Annotated in this window: 24 protein-coding genes; 19 read left to right on the top strand and 5 right to left on the bottom strand. The window is 35.5% G+C overall.

Going from position 1 to position 21,750, the window contains the following annotated elements:
- Nucleotides 1–5: 5 nt before the first annotated feature.
- The gene (locus ACVWY7_RS07415) at nt 6–452 is read left to right on the top strand and encodes an NUDIX hydrolase (RefSeq protein ID WP_000989575.1); all 447 of its coding nucleotides are present in this window, start codon (nt 6–8) and stop codon (nt 450–452) included.
- A 184-nt stretch (nt 453–636) separates the two neighbouring features.
- Complete coding sequence (locus ACVWY7_RS07410) at nt 637–2,112, top strand: amidase family protein (protein ID WP_456523728.1); 1,476 nt, start codon at nt 637–639, stop codon at nt 2,110–2,112.
- A 49-nt stretch (nt 2,113–2,161) separates the two neighbouring features.
- Here ACVWY7_RS07410 and ACVWY7_RS07405 read toward each other — a convergent pair whose 3' ends face one another.
- A complete protein-coding gene (locus tag ACVWY7_RS07405; protein WP_456523727.1) occupies nt 2,162–3,379 on the bottom strand; it encodes an MFS transporter in 1,218 nt (405 codons plus the stop codon).
- 275 nt (nt 3,380–3,654) lie between these two features.
- Between ACVWY7_RS07405 and ACVWY7_RS07400 the strand changes: the two genes are divergently transcribed.
- From ACVWY7_RS07400 to ACVWY7_RS07325, 16 genes are all read left to right on the top strand, one after another.
- Entirely contained in the window at nt 3,655–4,083 is a 429-nt protein-coding gene (locus ACVWY7_RS07400) for an NfeD family protein (RefSeq protein ID WP_000741993.1), read from the top strand.
- A 2-nt stretch (nt 4,084–4,085) separates the two neighbouring features.
- A complete protein-coding gene (locus ACVWY7_RS07395; protein WP_000226261.1) occupies nt 4,086–5,054 on the top strand; it encodes an SPFH domain-containing protein in 969 nt (322 codons plus the stop codon).
- A gap of 238 nt (nt 5,055–5,292) precedes the next feature.
- Nucleotides 5,293–6,765, top strand: coding sequence for a 4-hydroxyphenylacetate 3-hydroxylase family protein (locus tag ACVWY7_RS07390; RefSeq protein WP_001007862.1), 1,473 nt, complete (start codon nt 5,293–5,295; stop codon nt 6,763–6,765).
- Between the two features lie 150 nt (nt 6,766–6,915).
- Nucleotides 6,916–7,662 carry an IclR family transcriptional regulator gene (locus ACVWY7_RS07385; RefSeq protein WP_000561974.1) on the top strand — a complete coding sequence of 249 codons (747 nt, stop codon included), beginning with the start codon at nt 6,916–6,918 and terminating at the stop codon, nt 7,660–7,662.
- Between the two features lie 16 nt (nt 7,663–7,678).
- The gene (locus tag ACVWY7_RS07380) at nt 7,679–8,227 is read left to right on the top strand and encodes an FAD synthetase (protein WP_431174581.1); all 549 of its coding nucleotides are present in this window, start codon (nt 7,679–7,681) and stop codon (nt 8,225–8,227) included.
- A 29-nt stretch (nt 8,228–8,256) separates the two neighbouring features.
- A complete protein-coding gene (nbaC, locus tag ACVWY7_RS07375; protein WP_000047733.1) occupies nt 8,257–8,796 on the top strand; it encodes a 3-hydroxyanthranilate 3,4-dioxygenase in 540 nt (179 codons plus the stop codon).
- Nucleotides 8,781–9,818, top strand: coding sequence for an amidohydrolase family protein (locus ACVWY7_RS07370; protein WP_000453801.1), 1,038 nt, complete (start codon nt 8,781–8,783; stop codon nt 9,816–9,818). Before nbaC ends, ACVWY7_RS07370 begins: the two co-directional genes overlap by 16 nt.
- The gene (locus ACVWY7_RS07365; RefSeq protein ID WP_001190046.1) at nt 9,796–10,254 is read left to right on the top strand and encodes a RidA family protein; all 459 of its coding nucleotides are present in this window, start codon (nt 9,796–9,798) and stop codon (nt 10,252–10,254) included. The genes ACVWY7_RS07370 and ACVWY7_RS07365 overlap by 23 nt, the downstream gene beginning before the upstream one ends.
- 12 nt (nt 10,255–10,266) lie before the next feature.
- The gene (locus ACVWY7_RS07360; RefSeq protein WP_001031169.1) at nt 10,267–11,736 is read left to right on the top strand and encodes an aldehyde dehydrogenase; all 1,470 of its coding nucleotides are present in this window, start codon (nt 10,267–10,269) and stop codon (nt 11,734–11,736) included.
- 131 nt (nt 11,737–11,867) lie between these two features.
- Entirely contained in the window at nt 11,868–12,641 is a 774-nt protein-coding gene (locus tag ACVWY7_RS07355) for a 2-keto-4-pentenoate hydratase (RefSeq protein ID WP_000905636.1), read from the top strand.
- A gap of 30 nt (nt 12,642–12,671) precedes the next feature.
- Complete coding sequence (locus ACVWY7_RS07350; RefSeq protein WP_001174433.1) at nt 12,672–13,571, top strand: acetaldehyde dehydrogenase (acetylating); 900 nt, start codon at nt 12,672–12,674, stop codon at nt 13,569–13,571.
- Complete coding sequence (gene dmpG / locus ACVWY7_RS07345; RefSeq protein WP_001254094.1) at nt 13,558–14,583, top strand: 4-hydroxy-2-oxovalerate aldolase; 1,026 nt, start codon at nt 13,558–13,560, stop codon at nt 14,581–14,583. Before ACVWY7_RS07350 ends, dmpG begins: the two co-directional genes overlap by 14 nt.
- 3 nt (nt 14,584–14,586) lie before the next feature.
- Entirely contained in the window at nt 14,587–15,375 is a 789-nt protein-coding gene (locus ACVWY7_RS07340) for a 2-keto-4-pentenoate hydratase (protein WP_001229802.1), read from the top strand.
- Nucleotides 15,376–15,390: 15 nt separating this feature from the next.
- Nucleotides 15,391–15,591: a 4-oxalocrotonate tautomerase gene (locus ACVWY7_RS07335; protein ID WP_256938918.1), complete on the top strand. Its 201-nt coding sequence runs from the start codon at nt 15,391–15,393 to the stop codon at nt 15,589–15,591.
- Between the two features lie 121 nt (nt 15,592–15,712).
- Entirely contained in the window at nt 15,713–16,303 is a 591-nt protein-coding gene (locus ACVWY7_RS07330; protein ID WP_001166456.1) for a histidine phosphatase family protein, read from the top strand.
- A 6-nt stretch (nt 16,304–16,309) separates the two neighbouring features.
- Nucleotides 16,310–17,086, top strand: coding sequence for a Cof-type HAD-IIB family hydrolase (locus ACVWY7_RS07325; protein WP_000278939.1), 777 nt, complete (start codon nt 16,310–16,312; stop codon nt 17,084–17,086).
- A gap of 7 nt (nt 17,087–17,093) precedes the next feature.
- On the opposite strand, the gene ACVWY7_RS07320 is transcribed toward ACVWY7_RS07325, so the two are convergent.
- Nucleotides 17,094–17,555 (bottom strand): DinB family protein, encoded by a 462-nt coding sequence (locus ACVWY7_RS07320; RefSeq protein WP_000498013.1) that lies wholly within the window; start codon nt 17,553–17,555, stop codon nt 17,094–17,096.
- 171 nt (nt 17,556–17,726) lie between these two features.
- On the opposite strand from ACVWY7_RS07320, the gene alr reads away from it, so the two are divergent.
- On the top strand, nt 17,727–18,902 hold the full coding sequence (gene alr, locus ACVWY7_RS07315) for an alanine racemase (protein WP_073523120.1): 1,176 nt from the start codon (nt 17,727–17,729) through the stop codon (nt 18,900–18,902).
- Between the two features lie 20 nt (nt 18,903–18,922).
- On the opposite strand, the gene ACVWY7_RS07310 is transcribed toward alr, so the two are convergent.
- Genes ACVWY7_RS07310 through ACVWY7_RS07300 form a run of 3 tightly spaced genes read right to left on the bottom strand, consistent with a single transcriptional unit; the run spans nt 18,923 to nt 21,418 of the window.
- The gene (locus ACVWY7_RS07310) at nt 18,923–19,636 is read right to left on the bottom strand and encodes a class I SAM-dependent DNA methyltransferase (RefSeq protein WP_073522975.1); all 714 of its coding nucleotides are present in this window, start codon (nt 19,634–19,636) and stop codon (nt 18,923–18,925) included.
- A complete protein-coding gene (locus tag ACVWY7_RS07305) occupies nt 19,629–20,516 on the bottom strand; it encodes a GNAT family N-acetyltransferase (protein WP_073522977.1) in 888 nt (295 codons plus the stop codon). The genes ACVWY7_RS07310 and ACVWY7_RS07305 overlap by 8 nt, the downstream gene beginning before the upstream one ends.
- 23 nt (nt 20,517–20,539) lie before the next feature.
- Nucleotides 20,540–21,418: a protein kinase family protein gene (locus ACVWY7_RS07300; RefSeq protein ID WP_073522978.1), complete on the bottom strand. Its 879-nt coding sequence runs from the start codon at nt 21,416–21,418 to the stop codon at nt 20,540–20,542.
- Nucleotides 21,419–21,750: the final 332 nt, after the last annotated feature.

The raw sequence follows: 21,750 nt of genomic DNA, 5'->3' as shown, positions 1-21,750 counted from the left end.
GGGTTATGATGGTGTTATATAATAAAAAAGTACATGCATATGTGACAAGAGAAAAAGAAGGAGTTATGCAACTGCTTGTTTTTAAACATCGTGATATACCTGAAGCTGGTATACAAATACCAGGAGGAACAGTGGAAGAAGGGGAAACATTAGAAGCAGCGATTTTACGTGAAGTACAAGAAGAGACTGGATTACGTCATTTATGCATAGAACGATTCCTAGCTGATTACATCATACATGTGAAAGAAAAAAAGGAATATCAAAAACGCCATTTCTTCCACGTAACATTACTAACAGATGTAAAAGATAGTTGGGAACATATTGTAAGTGCTGGTAAGGAAGATGAAGGATTAGTATTTTGCTACGACTGGGTTGATATTGCAAAATGCCCTGAATTAGCCGGGAAACAAGGTGAGTTTTTACATTTGTTAGATGAAGTATATGTAAAGTAAGAAAAGAGTCTGAAGCGGACGTTCATCTGTTTCAGACTCTTTTTATTTTTCAGGAAATAAAAGGTTTTTATATTGGTAAGTTGAATTCTTATAGAGGGATTGTAGTTGTATATGTGAGGAGCGGAGAAAATGAAAAAGTAATAGAGACATGCTATCAATAAAGGGTTATAGAAGGAGAATGAAAATGGAGATGCAGTTCAATACACTATTACAAAAAGAATTAACAATTCATGATATACAAACAGCGATGGAAGATGAAAAGTTAACTTCAAAAGAATTAGTTATGTATTATCTTCATAGAATTGCAAAGTATGATCAAGACGGACCGAAAATTAATTCTATTTTAGAAATAAATCCGGACGCTATTTTTATTGCAGAAGCGTTAGATCATGAAAGAAAGATTAAAGGTATAAGAGGTCCATTACATGGTATACCTGTTTTACTTAAAGACAATATTGAAACGAACGACTCTATGCATACAAGCGCAGGTACGATTGCGCTAGAACAACATATAAGTAGTGAAGATGCATTTCTCGTTACGAAGCTGAGAGAAGCAGGGGCAGTAATAATAGGAAAAGCAAATATGACAGAATTAGCAAATGGAATGTCTTTTGACATGTGGGCTGGATATAGTGCAAGAGGTGGGCAAACAATCAATCCTTACGGTACAGATGAGGATGACATGTTTGTTGGAGGCTCAAGTACAGGGTCTGCCATAGCGGTTGCTGCTAACTTTACAGTAGTATCTGTTGGAACAGAAACAGATGGTTCTATATTGAGTCCAGCTGTTCAAAACTCTGTAGTAGGTATTAAACCGACTGTTGGTTTAATTAGTCGTAGAGGTATTATTCCGTTCACATATTCGCAAGATACAGCCGGTCCATTTGCTAGAACCGTAACAGATGCAGCAATCTTACTAGGGAGTTTAACTGGGGTAGATGAGAAAGATGTAGCTACTCATAAAAGTGAAGGGATAGGAGAACCTGATTATACGAAATACCTTGATGTTAATGGGTTAAATGGAACAAAGATTGGTGTATATAACAACGCACCAAAAGAATATTATGAAACTGGTGAGTATGATGAAAAATTGTTTAAGGAAACGATTGAAGTATTGCATAGTAAGGGTGCGACAGTCGTAGAGGATATTCATATTCCATCTTTTCATAGAGAATGGAGCTGGGGAGTATCGCTCTATGAACTAAAGCATAGTTTAGATAACTATCTTTCGAAATTACCTTCTACTATTCCAGTACATTCTATTTCAGAGTTAATGGAGTTTAATGAAAATATAGCAGAAAGGGCTTTGAAATATGGACAAACTAAGTTGGAGAGAAGAAAAGATGTTCCTAATACGTTAAGAAATCCTGAATATATAAACGCAAGATTAGAAGATATATATTTTTCTCAAGAACAAGGCATTGATTTTGCACTGGAAAAATATAATCTTGATGCGATTCTGTTCCCTTCTTATATAGGCTCCACTATATGTGCAAAAGCAGGTTATCCGTCTATAGCAATACCTGCGGGATATATGGAAAGCGGGAGACCTTTTGGAATTACTCTTGCAAGTACAGCTTTTAGTGAAGGGACATTAATTAAACTAGCATTTGCTTTTGAACAAGCGACAAACCATAGAAAAATCCCGGGATTGTCATAAGTAAAATATACAAAAAGGACAGGAATTCCTGTCCTTTTTGCTTTATTGATTACATTGAAATATTTTTTTGATTTGTTTTATGATATTTTAATAGACTAAAAGATAAACAAGCAGAACATAAAATAAGAAAAGCAGAAATGATATAAATTGTACGAACACCAAACATATCAGTAATAATGCCAACACTAAGCATAGAAATACCAGAAGCCGTCGAGAGGAGTGCACCATGAGCTGTATACATTTTGGATAATAGAGTAGGCTCGACACTAGATTGTAACACTGTCGTTTGAGAAATATCTCTAATTTGATAACATGGCCCCATTAGAACACATAGGAATAGCGCAATAAAGCCGCTACTTGTCATACCGTATAAAAATGTAAGAATACTAAACATAAGAGAGCCTATCGCCATAGAGCGTATTAAATTGTTTTGAATGTATGTACTCATTTTCCACGCTAATAGCCCGCCAATTAACGTGCCAACGTAATAACTTGTATTAATATATCCCCACCATTCTTCTCCTTTATGAAGGACGGTTGTTACATAAGCCATCGTAATAGCGCCAATCCATATCGTCCCTGCGAAAGTTTCAATTAAGTCCATACATGTAACGGTACGGAGAGCAGGATTTTGAAATAAGAGTTTCCAACCTTCCAATAAAGCAGCAGCTTTTGAAGAAGAAGGCTCTATTACTCGTTCACTATGTATGGAACGTAATGAAAAGTGTAGTGCAACACATCCGAAAATCATCAAAATGTTATTCAGCACGAGTGTAGAAGTAGCGCCGATAAGAAGAACGATAACACTTGTAAATGAATAAGCAACGGTTTGGGCAATTTGTGTGGAAAAGGAAAAAATACTATTTACTTTTACTAAATTTTCTTTTGGTGTAAGGCGCGGTAGAATACCGTATAGTAATGGAGCGCTCCAGCCACTACATAATGAAATGAAAAAAATGAAAATGAATAGTGTTACAATGTTTGTGGAAAGGACCGGAAATAATAGCATTAACAAAATTAGTAGGGCAGTTTTTGACCATTGTAGTGTAAACAGTAATGAATAAGATGAAAAGCGATTCATTATAAGTGGTGCAGATGTATTTGCTATAAGGTTAGTTATGACTTGTAATAATGGAAAAAGAGCAGTTAATGTAGCGGATTTAGTTGTGATATACATATGAGTTGTAATAATCATTATGTATACGATGTCAGCGAGAGTAATGCATATTTTCGATCCTAAATAGTAAGTTAATGAACGTTGTTGCAATAAGCACACCACCTTCCCAAAAAGTAATATTTCAGTAGTTAGAATAATTATAATTTGGAAATTAAATTTTTGAAAGAATTTAATTTTTTGTCACTTTTTGAAAGGGATTTTCATGTATAATGAAGAATATATTAATATAGTATTTTATTAATACTTGTTTTAACAGAGAATATGTACAATAGCTTATAGTAAACGCCCACGTATAAGAAAGGGCGGATAAACCATTCTTTTCTTCATATACATATAGAAAACGAGAAAGAAAGTGAGGGTTGCATATGGCTGCATGGGTAATTTGGTTTATCATAGCTGGTATTTTATTTATTGCAGAAATGTTGTCGATTACATTTTACATGCTTTGGCTTGGAATTGGAGCTGTTGTCGGAGGTCTTATTGCTTTGTTTGTTCCTGAAGCACTACTATTACAAGTTGTTGCTGGTGCGATTGTAAGTTTAACGTTGACTTTCTTTACGAAAAGAATATCAAAAAACTTTCGAGAAGCAAAAGGTTTTACTGATACAGTAGATATGTTAGTCGGTAAAAAAGGGATTGTTATGCAAGCGATTACAAATGAAACGAATGGTATTGTGAAGGTGGATGGAGATACTTGGACAGCTGTTGCAGATGCTCCAATTGATACTGGAGAAAAAGTTGTTGTTATAAAGAGAAATAGTACTATATTACAAGTGAAAAAGGAGAGTGAATAAATATGGTAGCATTAACGTTAACGATTATTTTCGCACTAATTGTTGTTACATTTATCGCATTGACAATCAAAATTATTCCACAGCAAAAAGTTGGAGTCGTTGAAAGGTTTGGTAAGTTTCAGCGTGTGATGCAGCCAGGATTAAATTTATTAATCCCGATTGTAGATCGCGTTCGTGTATATCATGACTTACGTATTCAGCAAACGAATGTACCACCGCAGAAAGTAATTACGAAAGATAATGTACAAGTAGAAATTGATACGATTATTTTCTATCAAGTCGTTGAGCCTGAACTTGCGACATATGGTATTTCGAACTATGAATATGGTGTTCGTAACATTACTTCAGCAACGATGCGTCAAATCATTGGTAAAATGGAACTGGATGAAACGTTATCTGGTCGTGAAAAAATTTCAACTGAAATTCGCTTAGCGCTTGATGAAGCAACAGAAAAATGGGGCGTTCGCATTGAACGTGTTGAAGTTGTCGATATTAACCCGCCAAAAGATGTGCAAGCGTCAATGGAAAAACAAATGAAAGCAGAACGTAATAAACGTGCGATCATATTAGAAGCTGAAGCTGCAAAGCAAGATAAAGTCCTTCGTGCTGAAGGGGAAAAGCAAAGTAAAATCTTAATGGCTGAAGGGGATAAAGAAGCACGTATTCGAGAAGCGGAAGGTATTAAAGAAGCAAAAGAATTAGAAGCACAAGGGGAAGCAAGAGCGATTGAGGAAATTGCGAAAGCAGAACAAAATCGAATTGAATTACTTCGTGAAGCAAATTTAGATGAGCGTATACTTGCTTACAAATCATTTGAATCATTAGCTGAAGTTGCGAAAGGGCCAGCAAATAAAGTCTTTATTCCATCTAATGCAATTGAAACACTCGGCACTCTCGGGGCAATTGGAGAAATCTTTAAAGAAAAACAAGCGAAGAAACTACCTTTAAATAATACAGAAAAAGAACAATAAGAGTGAAAAGAGAAATGGGATGCCATTTCTCTTTTTATTTTTTAATTTATAAATTAAATGAGTAAGGGACGGGGGACCGTTCCTTACTCATTTACACTAAAAAATTTTTAAGATTTCATAATATGAAATAAAGGAGAATCTGTAAGAAATAGAATTGATATAATGATTGAAAATTCAGTCATCTAGTAAAGTTTCTAAACTTTTTAGTATATTATTATTGGAAATTGGAGGGGAAAGAATGGCAATTAGAACAGGGGAACAGTATATTGAAGGGTTGCGAAAAAGAAATCCTGAAATTTGGATTGGAGGAAGAAAAGTAACGGATGTAGTAAATGAAGATGTTTTTCGTGAACCAATTATACAAATTGCGAACTTATATGATATGCAGCACAATTCAGAATATCAAGATAAGATTACTCATATATGCGAAGAGACAGGAGAAAGGGTATCAAATGCATTTTTAGTACCGAGAAATTATGAGGATTTAAAAGTACGCCGCGAATTATTTGAAGTGTGGGCAAAAGCCACTTATGGTTTAATGGGTAGAACGCCTGATTTTTTAAATGTAACGGTTACTTCAATGGCAAGTAATTCGTGGTTTTTTGAGAAGTTTAATCCAGAATGGGGAGCGAATATAAAAAATTATTATAAACATATAAGGGATAATGATTTGTTTTTAACACACGCAATTATTAATCCGCAAAATGATCGGAGTAAGGCCTCTCATCAACAAGAAGATGAAACAATGCATTTAGGGGTAGTAAGTGAAACAGCGGAAGGAATGTATGTTAGTGGTGCTAAAATGTTAGCGACACTGGCGCCGATTACGGATGAGGTAATAATATATTCTTATCCAAGTTTTAAGCCAGGTGATGAACGTCATGCAATTTCTTTTGCAGTTCCAATTGACGCACCAGGTCTAAGAATTCTATGTCGTGAGCCAATGCAAGATGGAAAACGATCTTTATTTGATCATCCACTCGCATCAAGGTTTGAGGAAATGGATGCATTACTAGTATTTCATAATGTGTTTATCCCGTGGGATAAAGTATTTATTTATCAAAGTGTGGAAGCTGGGAATCAATTGTATCCTAAAACCGGAATTGGTCATCAACCAGCACATCAATCTGGGGTAAGAGGGTTAGTAAAACTATCTTTTGCAGCTGAAGTAGCTATGAAATTAGCAGATTCTATTGGAGTAGATGGTTTTTTAAATGTACAAAACCAGTTAGCAGAGCTTATGCAAGATGTCGAAACGATACGTGCTCTCCTGCAAGTAGCTGAATATGAGTATGAAACGAATTCATATGGAGAAGTTATTCCTGCGAGGTTACCACTTGATACGATACGCAGTTTATTACCTAAGATGTATCCGCGGGCTATTGAGATTATTCAAACTATAGGTGCGGGTGGATTATTAATGTCACCGACAGGTGCTGATTTTATGAACCCCGAGATTCATGATGATATGCAAAAGTATTATATCGGGCGTGAAGGAGTATCCTCTGAGGAACGGGTTCGTTTGTTTAAATTAGCATGGGACTTATGTGGTGAGGCTTTTGGACAACGGTTATTACAATATGAGCGTTATTATTCTGGAGATCCGGTGCGTAAAATGGGAATGTTTTATAATGCGTACAAAAAACAACAAACTTTTTCACTTGTGAACAATGCGTTGCAATCGAGTTCATCTGAAGGGGCCTTAAGTTAAATAAAAATGTTTGCGCTTACATTTTTTATTTGGAAAAGGAAGGAGCAATAGATGATAGAAAGAATTTTACTGTTAGGATGTAATTCTTCTTATATTTTTAACAATATCTAGAACGTGAGAACTGTAACTGGAATAGGGGAGGTATATGATTTGATCGCTTCTATCAGTAAAATTTGCAAAATTCTAAATTGTTTCACAAGCGATGAGCCTGTGCTAGGTAATTCGGAAATAGCGGAAAAGCTAAATATGAATGCAAGTACGGTTCACCATCTTGTTCGTACGTTGTGTGCAGAAGGAATGCTCATACAAGATGAGCAAAGAAAATATAGATTAGGTTGGAAATTGTTAGAGTGGGGAAATCAAGTCATGTTTCAGCAAGAGATATATAGTGGAGCGATTCCGCTTGTTGAAGAGCTAGTAAGAAATTTTAGTGGTACTGTGCATATCGGTATGTTTGACCGTGGTGATGTTGTATTTATATTGAAAGTTTCATCGAAGGAGTCCGTTCAAATTTCAACACATGTTGGATCAAGAGAACCTGCATATTGTACAAGCACAGGGAAAATGCTGCTTTCATTTCATTCATCACCCTTAGAATATACTTCAGAAAAAGGGCTTTTACGACGAGCACCCAATACCATTACATGTGTCAAACAATTCCAAACAGAGTTACAGAAAATTCGTAAGCAAGGTTATTCAATTAGTGATAACGAAAATGAGCATGGACTGTATGGAATTGCAGCTCCTATTCGATCTTATACTGGGAGAACTATTGCGGCGCTTAATATTGTTGGACCTATATCGTATATGCAAGGAAGTAACCGTGAAATCATAATTCAAAGTGTGATGAATACGGCAAATTTGATTTCAAAGGAATTTGGTTATTTGGAAATTTAACTTTAGAAGAAAAGAGATGAGTATCATTTATATACATGAGCAGTGTATACCTGAATTAACGGAATCTATTGTTTCAATTGGAGCATTTGATGGTGTGCATAAAGGTCATCAAGCCGTAATTAAAAATGCGGTTGAGAAGGCAAAAGCATTGAAGATATCAAATGTTGTGTACACATTTGATCCACCACCACGCTCATATTTTCAAGGAGCGCAAGTATTAACGACTATTGATGAGAAAGTGAAACGTATTCAAAACCTTGGTGTTGAACATGTGATTGTAATTCGGTTTGATGAGTCTTATATAACAAAAAGTGCGAGTTGCTTTATTCAAGATATAAAAAGGTTAAGCCCTGTAGAAATTTTTATTGGTCAAGATTTTAGGTTTGGAAAAAATCGTGAGGGAAATATTGAGCTGCTAAGAGAACACTTCAACATTTCTATAGTGAAAGATGTTTGCTGTGATGAAGGTGAGCGAATATCTTCAACGAGAATTAGAGATTATGTCTATCATGGGGATTTGCAAAAGTCTAGTTCTTTACTCGGTTGGTCTTTTAAAACGATATAAATAAAAAGGAATTATAAGGAGGAAATAGTATGTCTAAAACATTGCAATCTTTTAATTTACTAAAATGGATTGATGAGAATAAGGAGTTATTGAAGCCACCAGTAAATAACAAAGTTATTTGGCAAGATTCAGAGTTTATCGCCATGATATTAGGTGGTCCAAATAGAAGACGTGATTTCCACGTAGATCCTTCAGATGAATTTTTCTATCAAATTAAAGGTGAATGTTATGTGGAATGTATTACAGAAGAAGGGAAGAGGGAAGTCGTCACAGTAAAAGAAGGGGATGTATTTATGCTACCAGCTATGGTACCGCATTCGCCACATCGCGTTGCTAACACATATGGGCTCGTAATTGAAAGAAAACGTAGCCAAGGAGAACTTGAGGATTTCGTTTGGTTCTGTGATGAGTGTAATCATGAAATGCATCGTGTACGCGTCCAATTAAGTGATATTGAAAAACAAGTAAAAGAAGCGATTCATAGTTTTAATTCAAATAAAGAAATTCGAGCATGTAAAAACTGCGGTCATATTATGCCAGAGGAAGTGGAGGAATGGAAGTGCGAATAGATTTTCATACACATATTATTCCTGAAACTTTTCCAGATTTTGAAGAGAAGTTTGGTGGCGGTCGTTGGCCGATATTAAATCGGACTTGTACATGTGGTGCAAGTATTATGGTTGGAGGTAAAAATTTTCGAGACGTGACAGACCAAGTATGGTGTCCTAAGAAAAGAATTGAAGATATGGATCGTGAAGGTGTTGATATTCAAGTTCTATCACCAATTCCCGTTACATTTTCGTATTGGGCAAAACCAGAGGAAGCCGAAAGTATGGCACGTATTCAAAATGATTTTATTGCAGAAACAGTTTTAGCATATCCAGATCGTTTTGTAGGGTTAGGAACGGTTCCGATGCAAGATGGAGAAACTGCGATTCGTGAAATGGAGCGTTGTATAAAGGAATTAAATTTACATGGTATTGAAATTGGTACAAACGTAAATGGAAAAAATTTAGATGACCCATCGTTTATTGAATTTTTTCGAATGGCTGAAAAATGGCAAGTTCCGATTTTTATTCATCCTTGGGAAACATTAGGGCGTGATAGAATGCCACATCATAATTTTATGTATACAGTTGGGATGCCGAGTGAAACGGCACTTGCGGCAGCTACATTAATATGGAGTGGAATAATGGAGAAGTTTCCACTGCTAAAGGTTTGTTTTGCACATGGTGGCGGATCTTTTCCATACATTTTACCAAGGTTAGATCAAGGCTGGAAAGTATGGCCGCATTTACGATTGACTACACATCCACCTAGTTATTATGCAAAGAAATTTTATTTTGATTCTTTAAATTATGATCCAATTAATTTGAAATATATGATTGAAAGGTTTGGGCATGAAAAGATTTTCATGGGTTCAGATTATCCATTTTTATTGCGAGAAGTTGATCCGGGTAAAGTAATTGATGAAACAGTCGGTTTATCGGAGGAACAAAAAGCAGCAATGCTTGGGGGAAATGCTGCGGAATTTTTAAATATTGATATAAAAAAACGAGGTGTAGCATATGCAGAGAGTACAAACACCTGAGGATAAACTAAGTGAGTTGGAAATTACACTACCAGCTATTCGCCCAGCAGTTGGAAATTATGTTAGTTGTGTAAGAGTAGGTAATTTATTATTTACTGCTGGACAAGGTGTAGATGAGTATCACGGGAAATTAGGAAAAGATATTTCAATTGATGAGGGATATAAAGCGGCAAGGCAATCGATGTTGAATTTGTTAAGTGTTGTGAGAAATGAACTAGGTGATTTAAATAAGGTAAAACGAATTGTAAAAATACTTGGTTTTGTAAATAGTACGGAAGATTTTATTAATCAGCCAAAAGTAATGAACGGTGCATCGGATGTATTAGTAGATATATTTGGAGAAAAGGGGAAACATGCTCGCTCAGCAGTCGGTATGGCTCAGTTACCTAATAATACAACAATTGAAATTGAGATGGTTTTAGAAATTGAGGAGTAGGAGGTAAAGAAGGTGAATAAAGAATTATTAGCGGACAAACTGAAAGTGAAAGATGCGAAATTGTTTATTGATGGACAGTATGTGGATTCTGTATGTGGTGAAACGTTTGATACGTTCAATCCAGCAACGAATAGAAAGCTTGCATCTATTGCAAAGGCAAATGAAGAGGACACCAAAAGAGCAATTGATGTGGCAGAACGTACATTTAAAAGCGGCATTTGGAGTAAAATGCCTGTGGAAGAGCGATCAAATATTTTATGTAAAATGTCGGATTTGATTATGGAAAGAGTGGATGAACTAGCTTATATAGAAACTCTGGATGTAGGAAAGCCAATTAAAGAAAGTAAAGGATTCGATATACCACGTTCGGCTCATAATTTTCGCTTCTTTGCTGAAATGGCTAAATATATGGTGCACGAGCACTATGACAAACATAATTTTATGTCATATGCAAAGTATGCTCCTGCGGGAGTGACAAGTTTAATCATTCCTTGGAATTTGCCATTTATGCAAATGACATGGAAAGCATCAGCGGCACTTGCTTCTGGTAATACTGTTGTTGTCAAACCGGCCTCTTATACTCCATTAAGTGCAGTTATGCTTGGTGAAATTGCAAATGATGCAGGACTACCACCAGGTGTACTTAATATTATTACAGGTCCGGGAAATACTGTTGGGACAAAAATGACAACACATCCAGCTGTTAGAAGAATTTCATTTGTTGGAGAAAGTAATACAGGCAAGACAATTATGCGTAATGCATCAGAGAACTTAATACCTGTTTCATTAGAACTAGGAGGTAAATCAGCGAATATCGTATTTGAAGATGCGGATTTAGATGAAGCAGTACAAGGCTCAATTGAAGCTATTTATCGAAATCAAGGAGAAATTTGTTTAGCTGGTTCAAGATTACTAGTGCAAGAAAGTGTATATGAACAGTTTTTAGAGAAATTTGTAGAGGCTGTAAAAAGAATAAAAGTTGGAGATCCTCTTTCTGAAGAGACAGATATGGGAGCGCTTGTATCAAAATCTCATTTAGAAACAGTTAATCGTTATGTAGAAATAGGAACTTCAGAAGGGGCAAAATTAGCCTATGGTGGAAAAAGAGTAGAGAGTCTAGTAGAAGGAAACTTTTATGAACCTACTATTCTATATGATGTTGATAACAGTATGCGTGTAGCGCAGGAAGAGATATTTGGTCCAGTTCTAGTTGTTATTCCATTTAAAACGGAGGAGGATGCAATTCGCATTGCGAATGATTCCATTTATGGACTAGCTGGAGTTGTTTGGACAAATGATCTTAGACGAGCACAACGAGTGGTTTCACAAATTGATTCAGGTTTACTATGGATTAATTGCTGGTATGTCCGAGATTTACGTACGCCATTTGGCGGTTCGAAGGCAAGTGGAATTGGTAGAGAAGGTGGACGTCATAGTTTCGAATTTTATACGGAAGCTAAAACGGTAACGATGAAATTATAAGGATAATATTTTAACTTAACATACAAAGAGCCCTCATTTAATGTTTATGAAAATAAGTCGATGGGTGGGGGCTAGTTACAATGTAGTGGATTGGACATATATATAAATTTTTAAAAATGAGGTGAGAGCAATTGTTAATTAAAGAATTAGCTGATGAACTATTACAGGCTGAAGATTCACGTGTAGGGATACCGCCTTTTACTGAGAGATATGCTAATTTATCTATTGAGGATGCATATAATATTCAACTTGAAGTAGTAGAAAGAAAGTTGGAGAAAGGGCGTTATGTAATCGGAAAGAAAGTTGGACTTACGAGTGTTGCGATGCAGCAGATGCTAGGGGTAAATGAACCGGATTATGGACATTTGTTAGATGACATGAAAATAGAAAATGGAAGTACAATCTCAATAAGTTCTTTTGTAGCTCCGAAAATAGAAGCAGAAATAGGATTTGTTTTAGAGAAAGATTTAAAAGGGCCTAATATTACATATATTGATGTACTGATGGCAACGAAGTATGTTGTACCTACACTTGAAATAATTGATAGTCGTATTTCCGATTGGAAAATAAAATTGGCCGATACAGTAGCGGATAATGGCTCGTCAGCAAAAGTTGTAATTGGGAACACATTTTCTAGCATCGATAAAGTAGATTTACGTACAACTGGAATGACACTTTATAAAAATAATAGTTTAATTGCAACGGGGGCTGGTGCTGCTGCATTAGGGCATCCTGCACAAGCTATTGCTTGGCTAGCTAATAAACTACATGAATTTAATATTGAATTAAAAGCAGGAGAGTTAATTTTACCAGGTGCGTTATCTGGTGCAGTCTCAGTGAATAGTAAAGATAGCATTCAAGCTGACTTCGGTTCACTAGGATCGGTTTCAGTTACATTCATATAGGTTAAAATGCTATGAAAAGGTGGGATAGATGTGCAGAAAGTAAAGGCGGCCATAATTGGATCAGGTAATATTGGTACGGATTTAATGTATAAATTAAGAAAAAGTGAAGTCATAGACCTCAATGCCATGATTGGAATAGATGTAGAATCGGATGGTTTAAAGAGGGCGAAAGAAGCCGGATACGAGGTTTTTGATAATGGAATACAGGCAATTATTGATAATCCCAGTTTAGCTGATATTGTATTTGATGCAACTTCAGCTAAAGCACATAGATATCATGCGAAAACGTTAGAAGAGCTTGAAAAAATAGTAATTGACTTAACACCGGCTGCATATGGGCCATTTGTTTGTCCTGCTATTCGAAATAATAATTTTTTAGATAAGCAAAACGTTAATATGATTACGTGCGGGGGACAAGCAACAATCCCGATTGTTCATGCTATTAATGGGGTGGCGAATGTTACATATGCAGAGATCGTTGCTACAATTTCCAGTTTAAGTGCAGGTCCAGGTACAAGGGCAAATATTGATGAATTTACAATTACGACAAAGCGTGGAATTGAAGAAGTTGGTGGGGCTGATAAGGGGAAGGCGATAATTATATTAAACCCTGCAGAGCCACCTATATTAATGAGAGATACGATTTATTGTGAAGTTAAGGATATGGATGAGGTTTCTATCTATGAAGCAATTCATAAGATGGTAGAACGGGTTAGGACGTATGTTCCTGGTTACTCTTTGAAACAAGAGCCAATGTTTGATGGGAATCGTGTAACTGTATTTTTAGAAGTTGAAGGAGCTGGAGATTATTTTCCTCCTTATGCCGGTAATTTAGATATTATGACAGCTGCAGCATTAAAAGTAGGTGAAGAATTTGCAACGCAAATCATCTCAGAGAAGAAAAGAGGTGTAATGAATGAGGCGAAATAGTGAAAGACCAGTGAGAATAACGGAAGTTTGTTTACGTGATGGAAGTCATGTAATGAAACATCAATTTACAAAAGAGCAAGTTCGATCTGTAACAAGGGCATTAGATGAGGCAGGTATGCATTATATCGAAGTGAGCCATGGAGATGGTTTAGGTGGTTCTACTTTACAATATGGGAAGTCATTAGTGAATGAAATGAAGCTCATTGAAGCTGCGGTAGATGAGTGTAAGCAAGCTCAAATAGCTGTCTTGTTAATTCCTGGTATTGGAACGATTCATGAATTAAAGCAAGCTGCAAATATTGGTGCGAAACTAGTTCGTGTAGCAACACATGTAACAGAAGCGGATGTTTCCGCTCAGCATATTCAATTTGCGCGTGAGTTAGGTATGGAAGTGTGCGGTTTTTTAATGATGGCACATTCTGCATCGGTTGAAAAGTTAGTAGAACAAGCAAAGCTTATGGAAAGTTATGGTGCAGAAGCAGTTTATGTAACAGATTCTGCAGGAGCTTTATTGCCTCATGAAGTACGTGAACGTATCCGTGCTTTGCGTCAATCTTTAAATATTGAAATTGGTTTCCATGGTCATAATAATCTTTCGGTTGCAGTAGCAAATACAATTACTGCAATTGAAGAAGGAGCGACACGTATTGATGGAAGTGTACGATGTCTTGGCGCAGGAGCTGGAAATGCCCAAACAGAAGTATTGCTCGCTGTTTTGGATCGTATGGGATATAAGCTAGATATAGATTTATATAAGATGATGGATGTCGCAGAGGAGATAGTTGCCCCTTTATTACCAGTACCACAAGAAATTCAAAAAGGTAGTCTAGTAATGGGATATGCAGGGGTATACTCTAGCTTTTTATTACATGCTGAAAGGGCGGCACAACGCTTTAATGTAGACGCACGTGATATTTTAATAGAACTGGGGAAAAGAAAAGTAGTTGGAGGACAAGAGGATATGATTTTAGATGTAGCTGCAGAATTAGCAAAGATAAAAATGGAGGTGTAACATATGGCTTTAGTGAAAGGGGCAGATTTAGAAATTATTGACTATTTACTTCAAGCTGAAAAGGAAAGAAAAGAAGTAGTAAAAGTAACGGATAAGCATCCTGATTTAACAGTAGAGGATGCTTATAAACTGCAAAAACGTTTAATTGAACAAAAAATGAGCGAAGGTTCTAAAAGAGTTGGTGTGAAACTTGGATTAACGAGTAAGGCAAAACAACAAATGATGGAGATTGATGAAGCGATTTACGGATATTTGTTGCACGATATGCTTGCATTCGAATGGGAGCCATTGCAATATGAAACGTTGATTCATCCGAAAGTAGAGCCAGAGATTGCTTTTTTAATAGGTGAGGATTTACAGGGAACGAATGTGACAGCTGATGATGTATTAAAGGCAACAAAATATGTTGCGCCAGCTTTAGAGGTGATTGATAGTAGATATTTGAATTTTAAATTTACATTACCTGATGTAATAGCAGATAATTGTTCCTCTTCAAAATTTTTGTTAGGAAGCAAATGGATTGATGTTAAGAATATAGATTTAGCAAATGTAGGGATGGTTATGTCAAAGAACGGTAAGATTGCTACGACTGGGACAGGAGCAGCTGTGCTGGGACATCCAGCAGAGGCAATCGCTTGGGCGGTAAATAAACTTGGTTTACAAAATGAAGGATTAAAAAAAGGTGATATTGTATTAAGTGGAGCATTATCTGAAGCGATTGCATTTAAATCTGGAGATTCTATCATTGCACAATTTGATGATTTGGGAAGTGTAGCGATGTTTTGTGAATAAATAGTAAAGCGAGAGATAAAAATGCCCATTATACAAATTCAAATAATAGAAGGTAGAAAGCAAGAGCAAATTCAAAATCTAATATTTGATGTTACAGAAGTAGTCGCGAAAAACTTGGATATAGACGTTGGACGCGTCCGTGTTTTAGTGAATGAAATCCCAAGTTCGCATTGGGGAGTAGGAGGAAAGTCTAAAGAGTGTTTAAAAGAAATTTAGTTAGTAATAAAAGCAATTTTCATTCTCTTATGAATGGGGGTTGCTTTTGTTGTTTTGAAAATTTTTAATAATATGTTAAAATTTATTCTTGGTTTTAAGGAGAAAAGAGGAGTGAAGAAACATGCAAATACTACTAATACGCCACGGAGAATCAGAAGCTGATATTTTAAACGTACATGAAGGACGAGCTGACTTTGAATTAACAGAAAAGGGAAGAGAGCAGGTGCAAAGACTTGTACAGAAAGTGAAAGCAGATTTTCCGCCAGATTTCATTTGGGCAAGTACATTAAAACGTGCTCGAGAAACTGGTGAAACGTTAGCAGAGGGAATTGGATGTCCAATTCAATTAGAAGAGGAATTAATGGAGTTCAATAATGGAGTGCAAGCAGGTCTTTCATTTGAAGAAGCTAAGAAATATCCCGAGCCAAAGTTTCTTCATGATCGTTTTGAAAACGGGGAATCATTTATTGAATTTAGAATGAGAATAGAAGGCATCTTTTCTAAAATCGTGACGGAGAATACATATGACCGAATTGCAATTGTTGCACACGGTGGTGTAATAAATAGTCTATTACGTGCGTTTTTCAAAATGCCAATTTCAATGGACTATTATTTTAAAATGGGAGATACGGGAATAAGCTTAATTGAAATTGACGGTGAACAAAAAACGGTACATTTCATTAATGATACAAATCATTTGCACGGGATGTAGAGAATTATGTACAAAGTTGTATTTTTCGATGTTGACGGTACAATTTTAAGTGAGATTGATAGAAGTATGCACGAAAGTACAAAAGAAGCGATACGTAGGTTAATAGATAAAGGGATTCATGTAGTTGTTACGACAGGGAGACCGTATAGTTTATGCTCACAATTTAATGCGCTGGGCATAAATACAATTATTTCTGCAAATGGTGCACATATCAAGTGTGGGGAAACAGTTATACATAAATCAGTACTTTCAAGTGAAATCGTTCATGATATCTCAGAGTTTGCTGCATTACATGGTCACGGTGTTTCTTATTTTACAGAGGATTTTGCAATGAACGGAATAGCCGCGCATAATGGACGTGTAATGCAAGCGCTTAGCGAGACGTTGCATTTAGAGAAGTATCCAGAAAAAAGCAGGGATTTGTCAGAAGAAATCTATTGTTTATGTCTGTATGCAGATGAAATAGAAGCTCAAAAATTTCTTGAAAGATATCCAGCTCTTACGTTTGAGCGTTTTCATAATTACGTTATAAATGTATTAGAAGATAGTAAAGTATCGAAATTAACTGCAATTCAAAAGGTATTAGAACACCTAAACATTTGCAAATCAGAAGCCATTGCTTTTGGTGACGGTAGAAATGATATTGAGATGTTAGAGTATGTAGGATTAGGTATTGCGATGGGGAACGGCGGAGAAGGGTTAAAAATAAGAGCTGATTTTGTTACAAAGAAGGCGAGTGAAGGTGGTATTTTATTTGCCTTAGAAAAGCATTATGTCGTCTAACGTACCTTTATTGAAATAAAGGTACGTTAGGATCTTTAATGTGCTCGCATAATAAAATATGTATTTGTCCACGATGATGATAAAAGTGTGCAACAATTTCAAGCAACCATTCAAAACGTGAATAAGAAACACCCCAATAGGCAGTCTTAATTTCCGCTAATTCTTCTTGGGAATAGGAAAGAAATGTTTTAGAGAGAAGGGTGAATCCTTCAAGCATTATTTGTTGCATGTACGTAATTGTTTCTGGTGTATGTTCTAAATAAAAGGTACGTAACTCTTTTTCCGTACTACCATTTAAAATGAGTAAATCAGCATGGCAAATAAGAGAAAGATGTGCACACATTTCAAATAATGAACGCTTCGATTGAATCGGAGCTATTTTCAAATCAATTTCAGTATATGGATCCAGCATTTGAATAGAAGTATCAACAGCAACTTTAAGTTGATGCAATGCAGATTGTACAAACATTGTAATTCTCCTCTTCTCCGTATATAATAGTTTCTTGAGGGTATTATATCATGCTCAAAATTCCGAAAATTCTAGTAGTTTGACTAGCATATTGAAAAGTATTATATTGTAAAAGGTCATATGAAACGTGAAATAGAATGGAATGCAATTATTGAGTTAGGAGTTAGACCAATGAGTTTGAAATATGGAAGAGATACAATTGTTGAAGTTGACTTAAATGCAGTAAAACATAATGTAAAAGAATTTAAAAAACGTGTGAATGATGAAAATATTGCAATGATGGCTGCTGTAAAAGCGAATGGGTATGGTCATGGGGCAGTTGAAGTTGCAAAAGCTGCTATTGAAGCAGGAATAAATCAGCTTGCAGTTGCATTTGTAGATGAAGCGATAGAGTTAAGAGAAGCAGGAATTAACGTGCCGATTTTAATTTTAGGCTATACATCAGTAGCGGCTGCGGAAGAAGCAATTCAATATGACGTTATGATGACTGTTTATAGAAGTGAAGATTTACAAGGTATAAATGAAATCGCAAAACGTCTTCAAAAGAAAGCGCAAATTCAGGTGAAAATTGATACAGGAATGAGTCGCATTGGTTTACAGGAAGAAGAGGTTAAACCATTTTTAGAGGAATTAAAACGTATGGAGTATGTAGAGGTAGTAGGAATGTTTACACATTACTCTACGGCAGATGAAATCGATAAATCATATACGAATATGCAAACAAGTTTATTTGAGAAAGCTGTCAATACAGCAAAAGAACTAGGAATTCATATTCCATATATTCATAGTTCAAATAGTGCAGGTTCAATGGAACTTAGCAATACATTTCAAAATATGGTTCGTGTAGGTATCGGAATTTATGGAATGTATCCTTCAAAAGAGGTAGATCATTCAGTTGTTTCTCTGCAGCCTGCGTTGTCGTTAAAATCAAAAGTAGCCCATATTAAGCATGCGAAGAAAAATCGCGGTGTAAGTTATGGGAATACGTATGTAACGACTGGTGAAGAATGGATTGCCACTGTACCTATTGGTTATGCTGATGGTTATAATCGTCAGTTATCTAATAAAGGGCATGCATTAATAAATGGAGTTCGAGTACCTGTTATTGGCCGTGTTTGTATGGATCAGCTCATGTTAGACGTTTCAAAAGCAATGCCAGTACAAGTGGGAGACGAAGTAGTATTCTACGGTAAACAAGGCGAAGAAAACATCGCAGTAGAAGAAATAGCGGATATGTTAGGTACAATTAACTATGAAATTACATGTATGTTAGATAGAAGAATTCCACGTGTGTATAAAGAAAATAATGAAACGACTGCTATTGTAAATATACTAAGAAAAAACTGAATCGTTATGATTCAGTTTTTTTATTTTTGACAAATGAAAAATGCTCTGTTTGTACCGTGTGATTGAATGTCCTTAAAACCTACGGATTCTAGCGAAGAAATTATTTCTTCATTGGAATAACAAGCTTCTTCAAATGAAAAGTCACTTCTTGTCCAATTATTATCTATGTCATGCTGAAATAGTATAAAGTTCATTTCTGCTTTTTTATTTTCACTATCATATGTAGAATCAATCGTACAAACATATTCGTCTGCTGAAATATGAAACGAAGCAGTCCAATTTTCAAGAAAGCCTTTTTCCGTATTCATATCAAATACGAATGTACCTTCGCTATGTAATACGGAATAAACATTACGAAAAACACTTTTTAATTCATCTAATTTTAAAATATGGTTTAAGCTATCGCCAGTAGAGATAACATATTGAAATTGCTCATTTATGTTGAAATAGCGAGCATCATCTACGATAAAGGCTGCGTCTGGAGCGTTTTGACGTGCGTATTCAATCATTTGAGCAGAACCATCTATACCAGTTACTACAAAAGAATTATCAATTAATTTCTTAGTAAGGTGACCAGTCCCGCAGCAAAGATCTAAAATATGAGAATGTGGTGGTGCATATTGTAAAACGAGTTTTTCCAAAAGTAGATAAGCGTGTTCAGCATAATGCCCCCAATGTTTATTATAAATGGATGCGAAAATATCATAATCAGAATAAATTAGCTTTTTAGACATATGTATTCACCTCAAAATTCATTACATTATAATAGTCATGCTTCGTTTTCATTTCAAAACCACATTGTGTATATAGTTTTAAAGCATTTTTATTTTTCGTTTCGACGTCTAATTTAATTGTTGAAACTCCTTTTGTAATAAGGGTATGTATCATGGACGTAAGAATATCTTTACCGTATCCTTTCCCTTGATAAGAAGGGTGAACGGCGAATCCTGATAGTGTAGTAGATTGGTCTTCTTTAGAAACTGTAATTGTTCCTATCACTTTTTCATCGATAAGGACGCTGTAAACTTGATGGGAAGATGAATTCATCATCTTTTGTAACCATGTAGCGGTATTTTCTGCTGAATCTCCAAACGCTTTACTAGAAAGCTCAATAAGATCAAGAAGTGATTTTGAAGATGCAAGAGTAAGCTGTATAGCATTCTTCGTTGTTTTTTGAACTTCTTTTCCTTTGAACTCCATACTATATTCACTATGTAAATAAGGCAGCTCCATATGTATTGCAAATTCTTTCCCAGAAGCAGACTCCCCATTCATAATAAGAAGAGCTTCGTCTGCCCCTCTTAATCGTATTTCTTTCATTGCGGTTTGTAAAAGAGTAGTACCTATACGTTGTTTCCTATAGTTCGGATGAACAAAGCCTATTAACTCAAGTTTAGTAGGTCTTTCAAAGTCATACATACTTAATGCACCGACTAATTTTGTATCGTCATAAAATAGAAAATCATTTATCTCTTCTTTATTACGGGCAGTTAAAAAGTTTATATGTAAATCTGACGAATAATCAATTCGATCGTGTTGCCCGCAAATATGAGCTAAATCCTTCATTTGTTGTATTTCACATTCTGTTAAAGAACACTTTTTCTGAATTTCCATTTCATAATCCCTCACATTCGTATTTAAAAATAGGATGGGTGACTTAACCACTTTTCTAATTCCACACTCCCTTGAACAGACAACAGTCGGTATAAATAACGGTAAGGCTGTCTACACTTTTCAAGTTGAGGAATAGGCATAATTGTTTCGTAACCACTTTTAAAGGCACGCGCTTCTTTTTCGGTAAGTACATATTCTAGTCCGATAAACTCAAACTCTCGAGGAGCAATTGCGTAAGCTTCTGTATCTACTAAACCTGTAATAGTTGTACCATCTGATAAAAACTGAGTAGGATCCATATCAATTAAAACGAGCGTTGCTTCCCTTGGTACCGGTAAGGAAGCAAGTTGTTGTTCAAAAGTAGGAAATGCGTTACGGATGCTCGCATTATTGGAATAAAACCTATTTACAAGTTCTTTACTGATTTTTAATATGTGAGACTTAAATTCTTCTAGTGGAACTTGGAAAGTACCTGATGGATTTCCTATAAACTTTGCTTGAAACGAATGAATTTCTGCTAGTCCTTTTCCAAGGCTGAATAAAATTGAATCAGATTGTCCGATAAAGGATTGCAGCGTATTTCCTGTTAGTTTTTCGACACTAACAAACTTCCGGCCATTTAAAACATGTTTTTGCAAAATAGTGGGGATGGGCAAGTTAGTATGCTTTTTCAATAATTCGTGTATAAGTTCTAAATGATGTACGTTCCTTGGATCAATTCCAAATAGGTTTTTACATCCCCACCAAAAATCATTATTTGGCTCTTCATTCATTTTAGAAGTACGAACGATGACTTCTTCATCTTCTGTTTGGACGAGAAACACATCGCTTGCATGGTCTTCATAACCTGGATGTAAAGTTTGAACAGATAAAATAGGTGAAGCGAAGAGTTGTTGTAGCATGAAGTTGCTCCTTTTTTCTGTAAATTCGATAAATTCATTATATAACAGAATGTGTATGAAGTGGATAATGATAGGGACAACATAGAACTTAAATACATTTATGATGAGAAGTTAGTGTGGAAATTATATTTTTCTATTTTTGTATGAATTATCAAAATAATATTTCTAATGATAAATCTGTAAAATGCCCGAATATAAATCTCGTATTTTTCAATAAATGAAGTGTTAAGCGTACTTTCAATAGGGTTATAACATAGGTTATGAAAAATATTTCTCAATAATAAAATGAAGAGAAAAATATGAAGAAGTAGAATAGATTCCTTTATAATAGT

It is taken from the genome of Bacillus sp. TE9106W (assembly GCF_054062215.1).
The sequence above is the reverse complement of the archived record's forward strand: the minus strand, read 5'-3'. Positions and strand labels throughout refer to the sequence as shown.

What these genes read in the sequence shown, in the direction of transcription:
- ACVWY7_RS07415 (WP_000989575.1), top strand. Translation starts at nt 6, where the DNA reads ATGATGGTGTTATATAATAAAAAAGTACATGCATATGTGACAAGAGAA.
- ACVWY7_RS07410 (WP_456523728.1), top strand. Translation starts at nt 637, where the DNA reads ATGGAGATGCAGTTCAATACACTATTACAAAAAGAATTAACAATTCAT.
- ACVWY7_RS07400 (WP_000741993.1), top strand. Translation starts at nt 3,655, where the DNA reads ATGGCTGCATGGGTAATTTGGTTTATCATAGCTGGTATTTTATTTATT.
- ACVWY7_RS07395 (WP_000226261.1), top strand. Translation starts at nt 4,086, where the DNA reads ATGGTAGCATTAACGTTAACGATTATTTTCGCACTAATTGTTGTTACA.
- ACVWY7_RS07390 (WP_001007862.1), top strand. Translation starts at nt 5,293, where the DNA reads ATGGCAATTAGAACAGGGGAACAGTATATTGAAGGGTTGCGAAAAAGA.
- ACVWY7_RS07380 (WP_431174581.1), top strand. Translation starts at nt 7,679, where the DNA reads ATGAGTATCATTTATATACATGAGCAGTGTATACCTGAATTAACGGAA.
- nbaC (WP_000047733.1), top strand. Translation starts at nt 8,257, where the DNA reads ATGTCTAAAACATTGCAATCTTTTAATTTACTAAAATGGATTGATGAG.
- ACVWY7_RS07370 (WP_000453801.1), top strand. Translation starts at nt 8,781, where the DNA reads ATGGAAGTGCGAATAGATTTTCATACACATATTATTCCTGAAACTTTT.
- ACVWY7_RS07365 (WP_001190046.1), top strand. Translation starts at nt 9,796, where the DNA reads ATGCAGAGAGTACAAACACCTGAGGATAAACTAAGTGAGTTGGAAATT.
- dmpG (WP_001254094.1), top strand. Translation starts at nt 13,558, where the DNA reads ATGAGGCGAAATAGTGAAAGACCAGTGAGAATAACGGAAGTTTGTTTA.
- ACVWY7_RS07340 (WP_001229802.1), top strand. Translation starts at nt 14,587, where the DNA reads ATGGCTTTAGTGAAAGGGGCAGATTTAGAAATTATTGACTATTTACTT.
- ACVWY7_RS07330 (WP_001166456.1), top strand. Translation starts at nt 15,713, where the DNA reads ATGCAAATACTACTAATACGCCACGGAGAATCAGAAGCTGATATTTTA.
- ACVWY7_RS07325 (WP_000278939.1), top strand. Translation starts at nt 16,310, where the DNA reads ATGTACAAAGTTGTATTTTTCGATGTTGACGGTACAATTTTAAGTGAG.
- ACVWY7_RS07320 (WP_000498013.1), bottom strand. Translation starts at nt 17,555, where the DNA reads ATGTTTGTACAATCTGCATTGCATCAACTTAAAGTTGCTGTTGATACT.
- alr (WP_073523120.1), top strand. Translation starts at nt 17,727, where the DNA reads ATGAGTTTGAAATATGGAAGAGATACAATTGTTGAAGTTGACTTAAAT.
- ACVWY7_RS07310 (WP_073522975.1), bottom strand. Translation starts at nt 19,636, where the DNA reads ATGTCTAAAAAGCTAATTTATTCTGATTATGATATTTTCGCATCCATT.
- ACVWY7_RS07305 (WP_073522977.1), bottom strand. Translation starts at nt 20,516, where the DNA reads ATGGAAATTCAGAAAAAGTGTTCTTTAACAGAATGTGAAATACAACAA.
- ACVWY7_RS07300 (WP_073522978.1), bottom strand. Translation starts at nt 21,418, where the DNA reads ATGCTACAACAACTCTTCGCTTCACCTATTTTATCTGTTCAAACTTTA.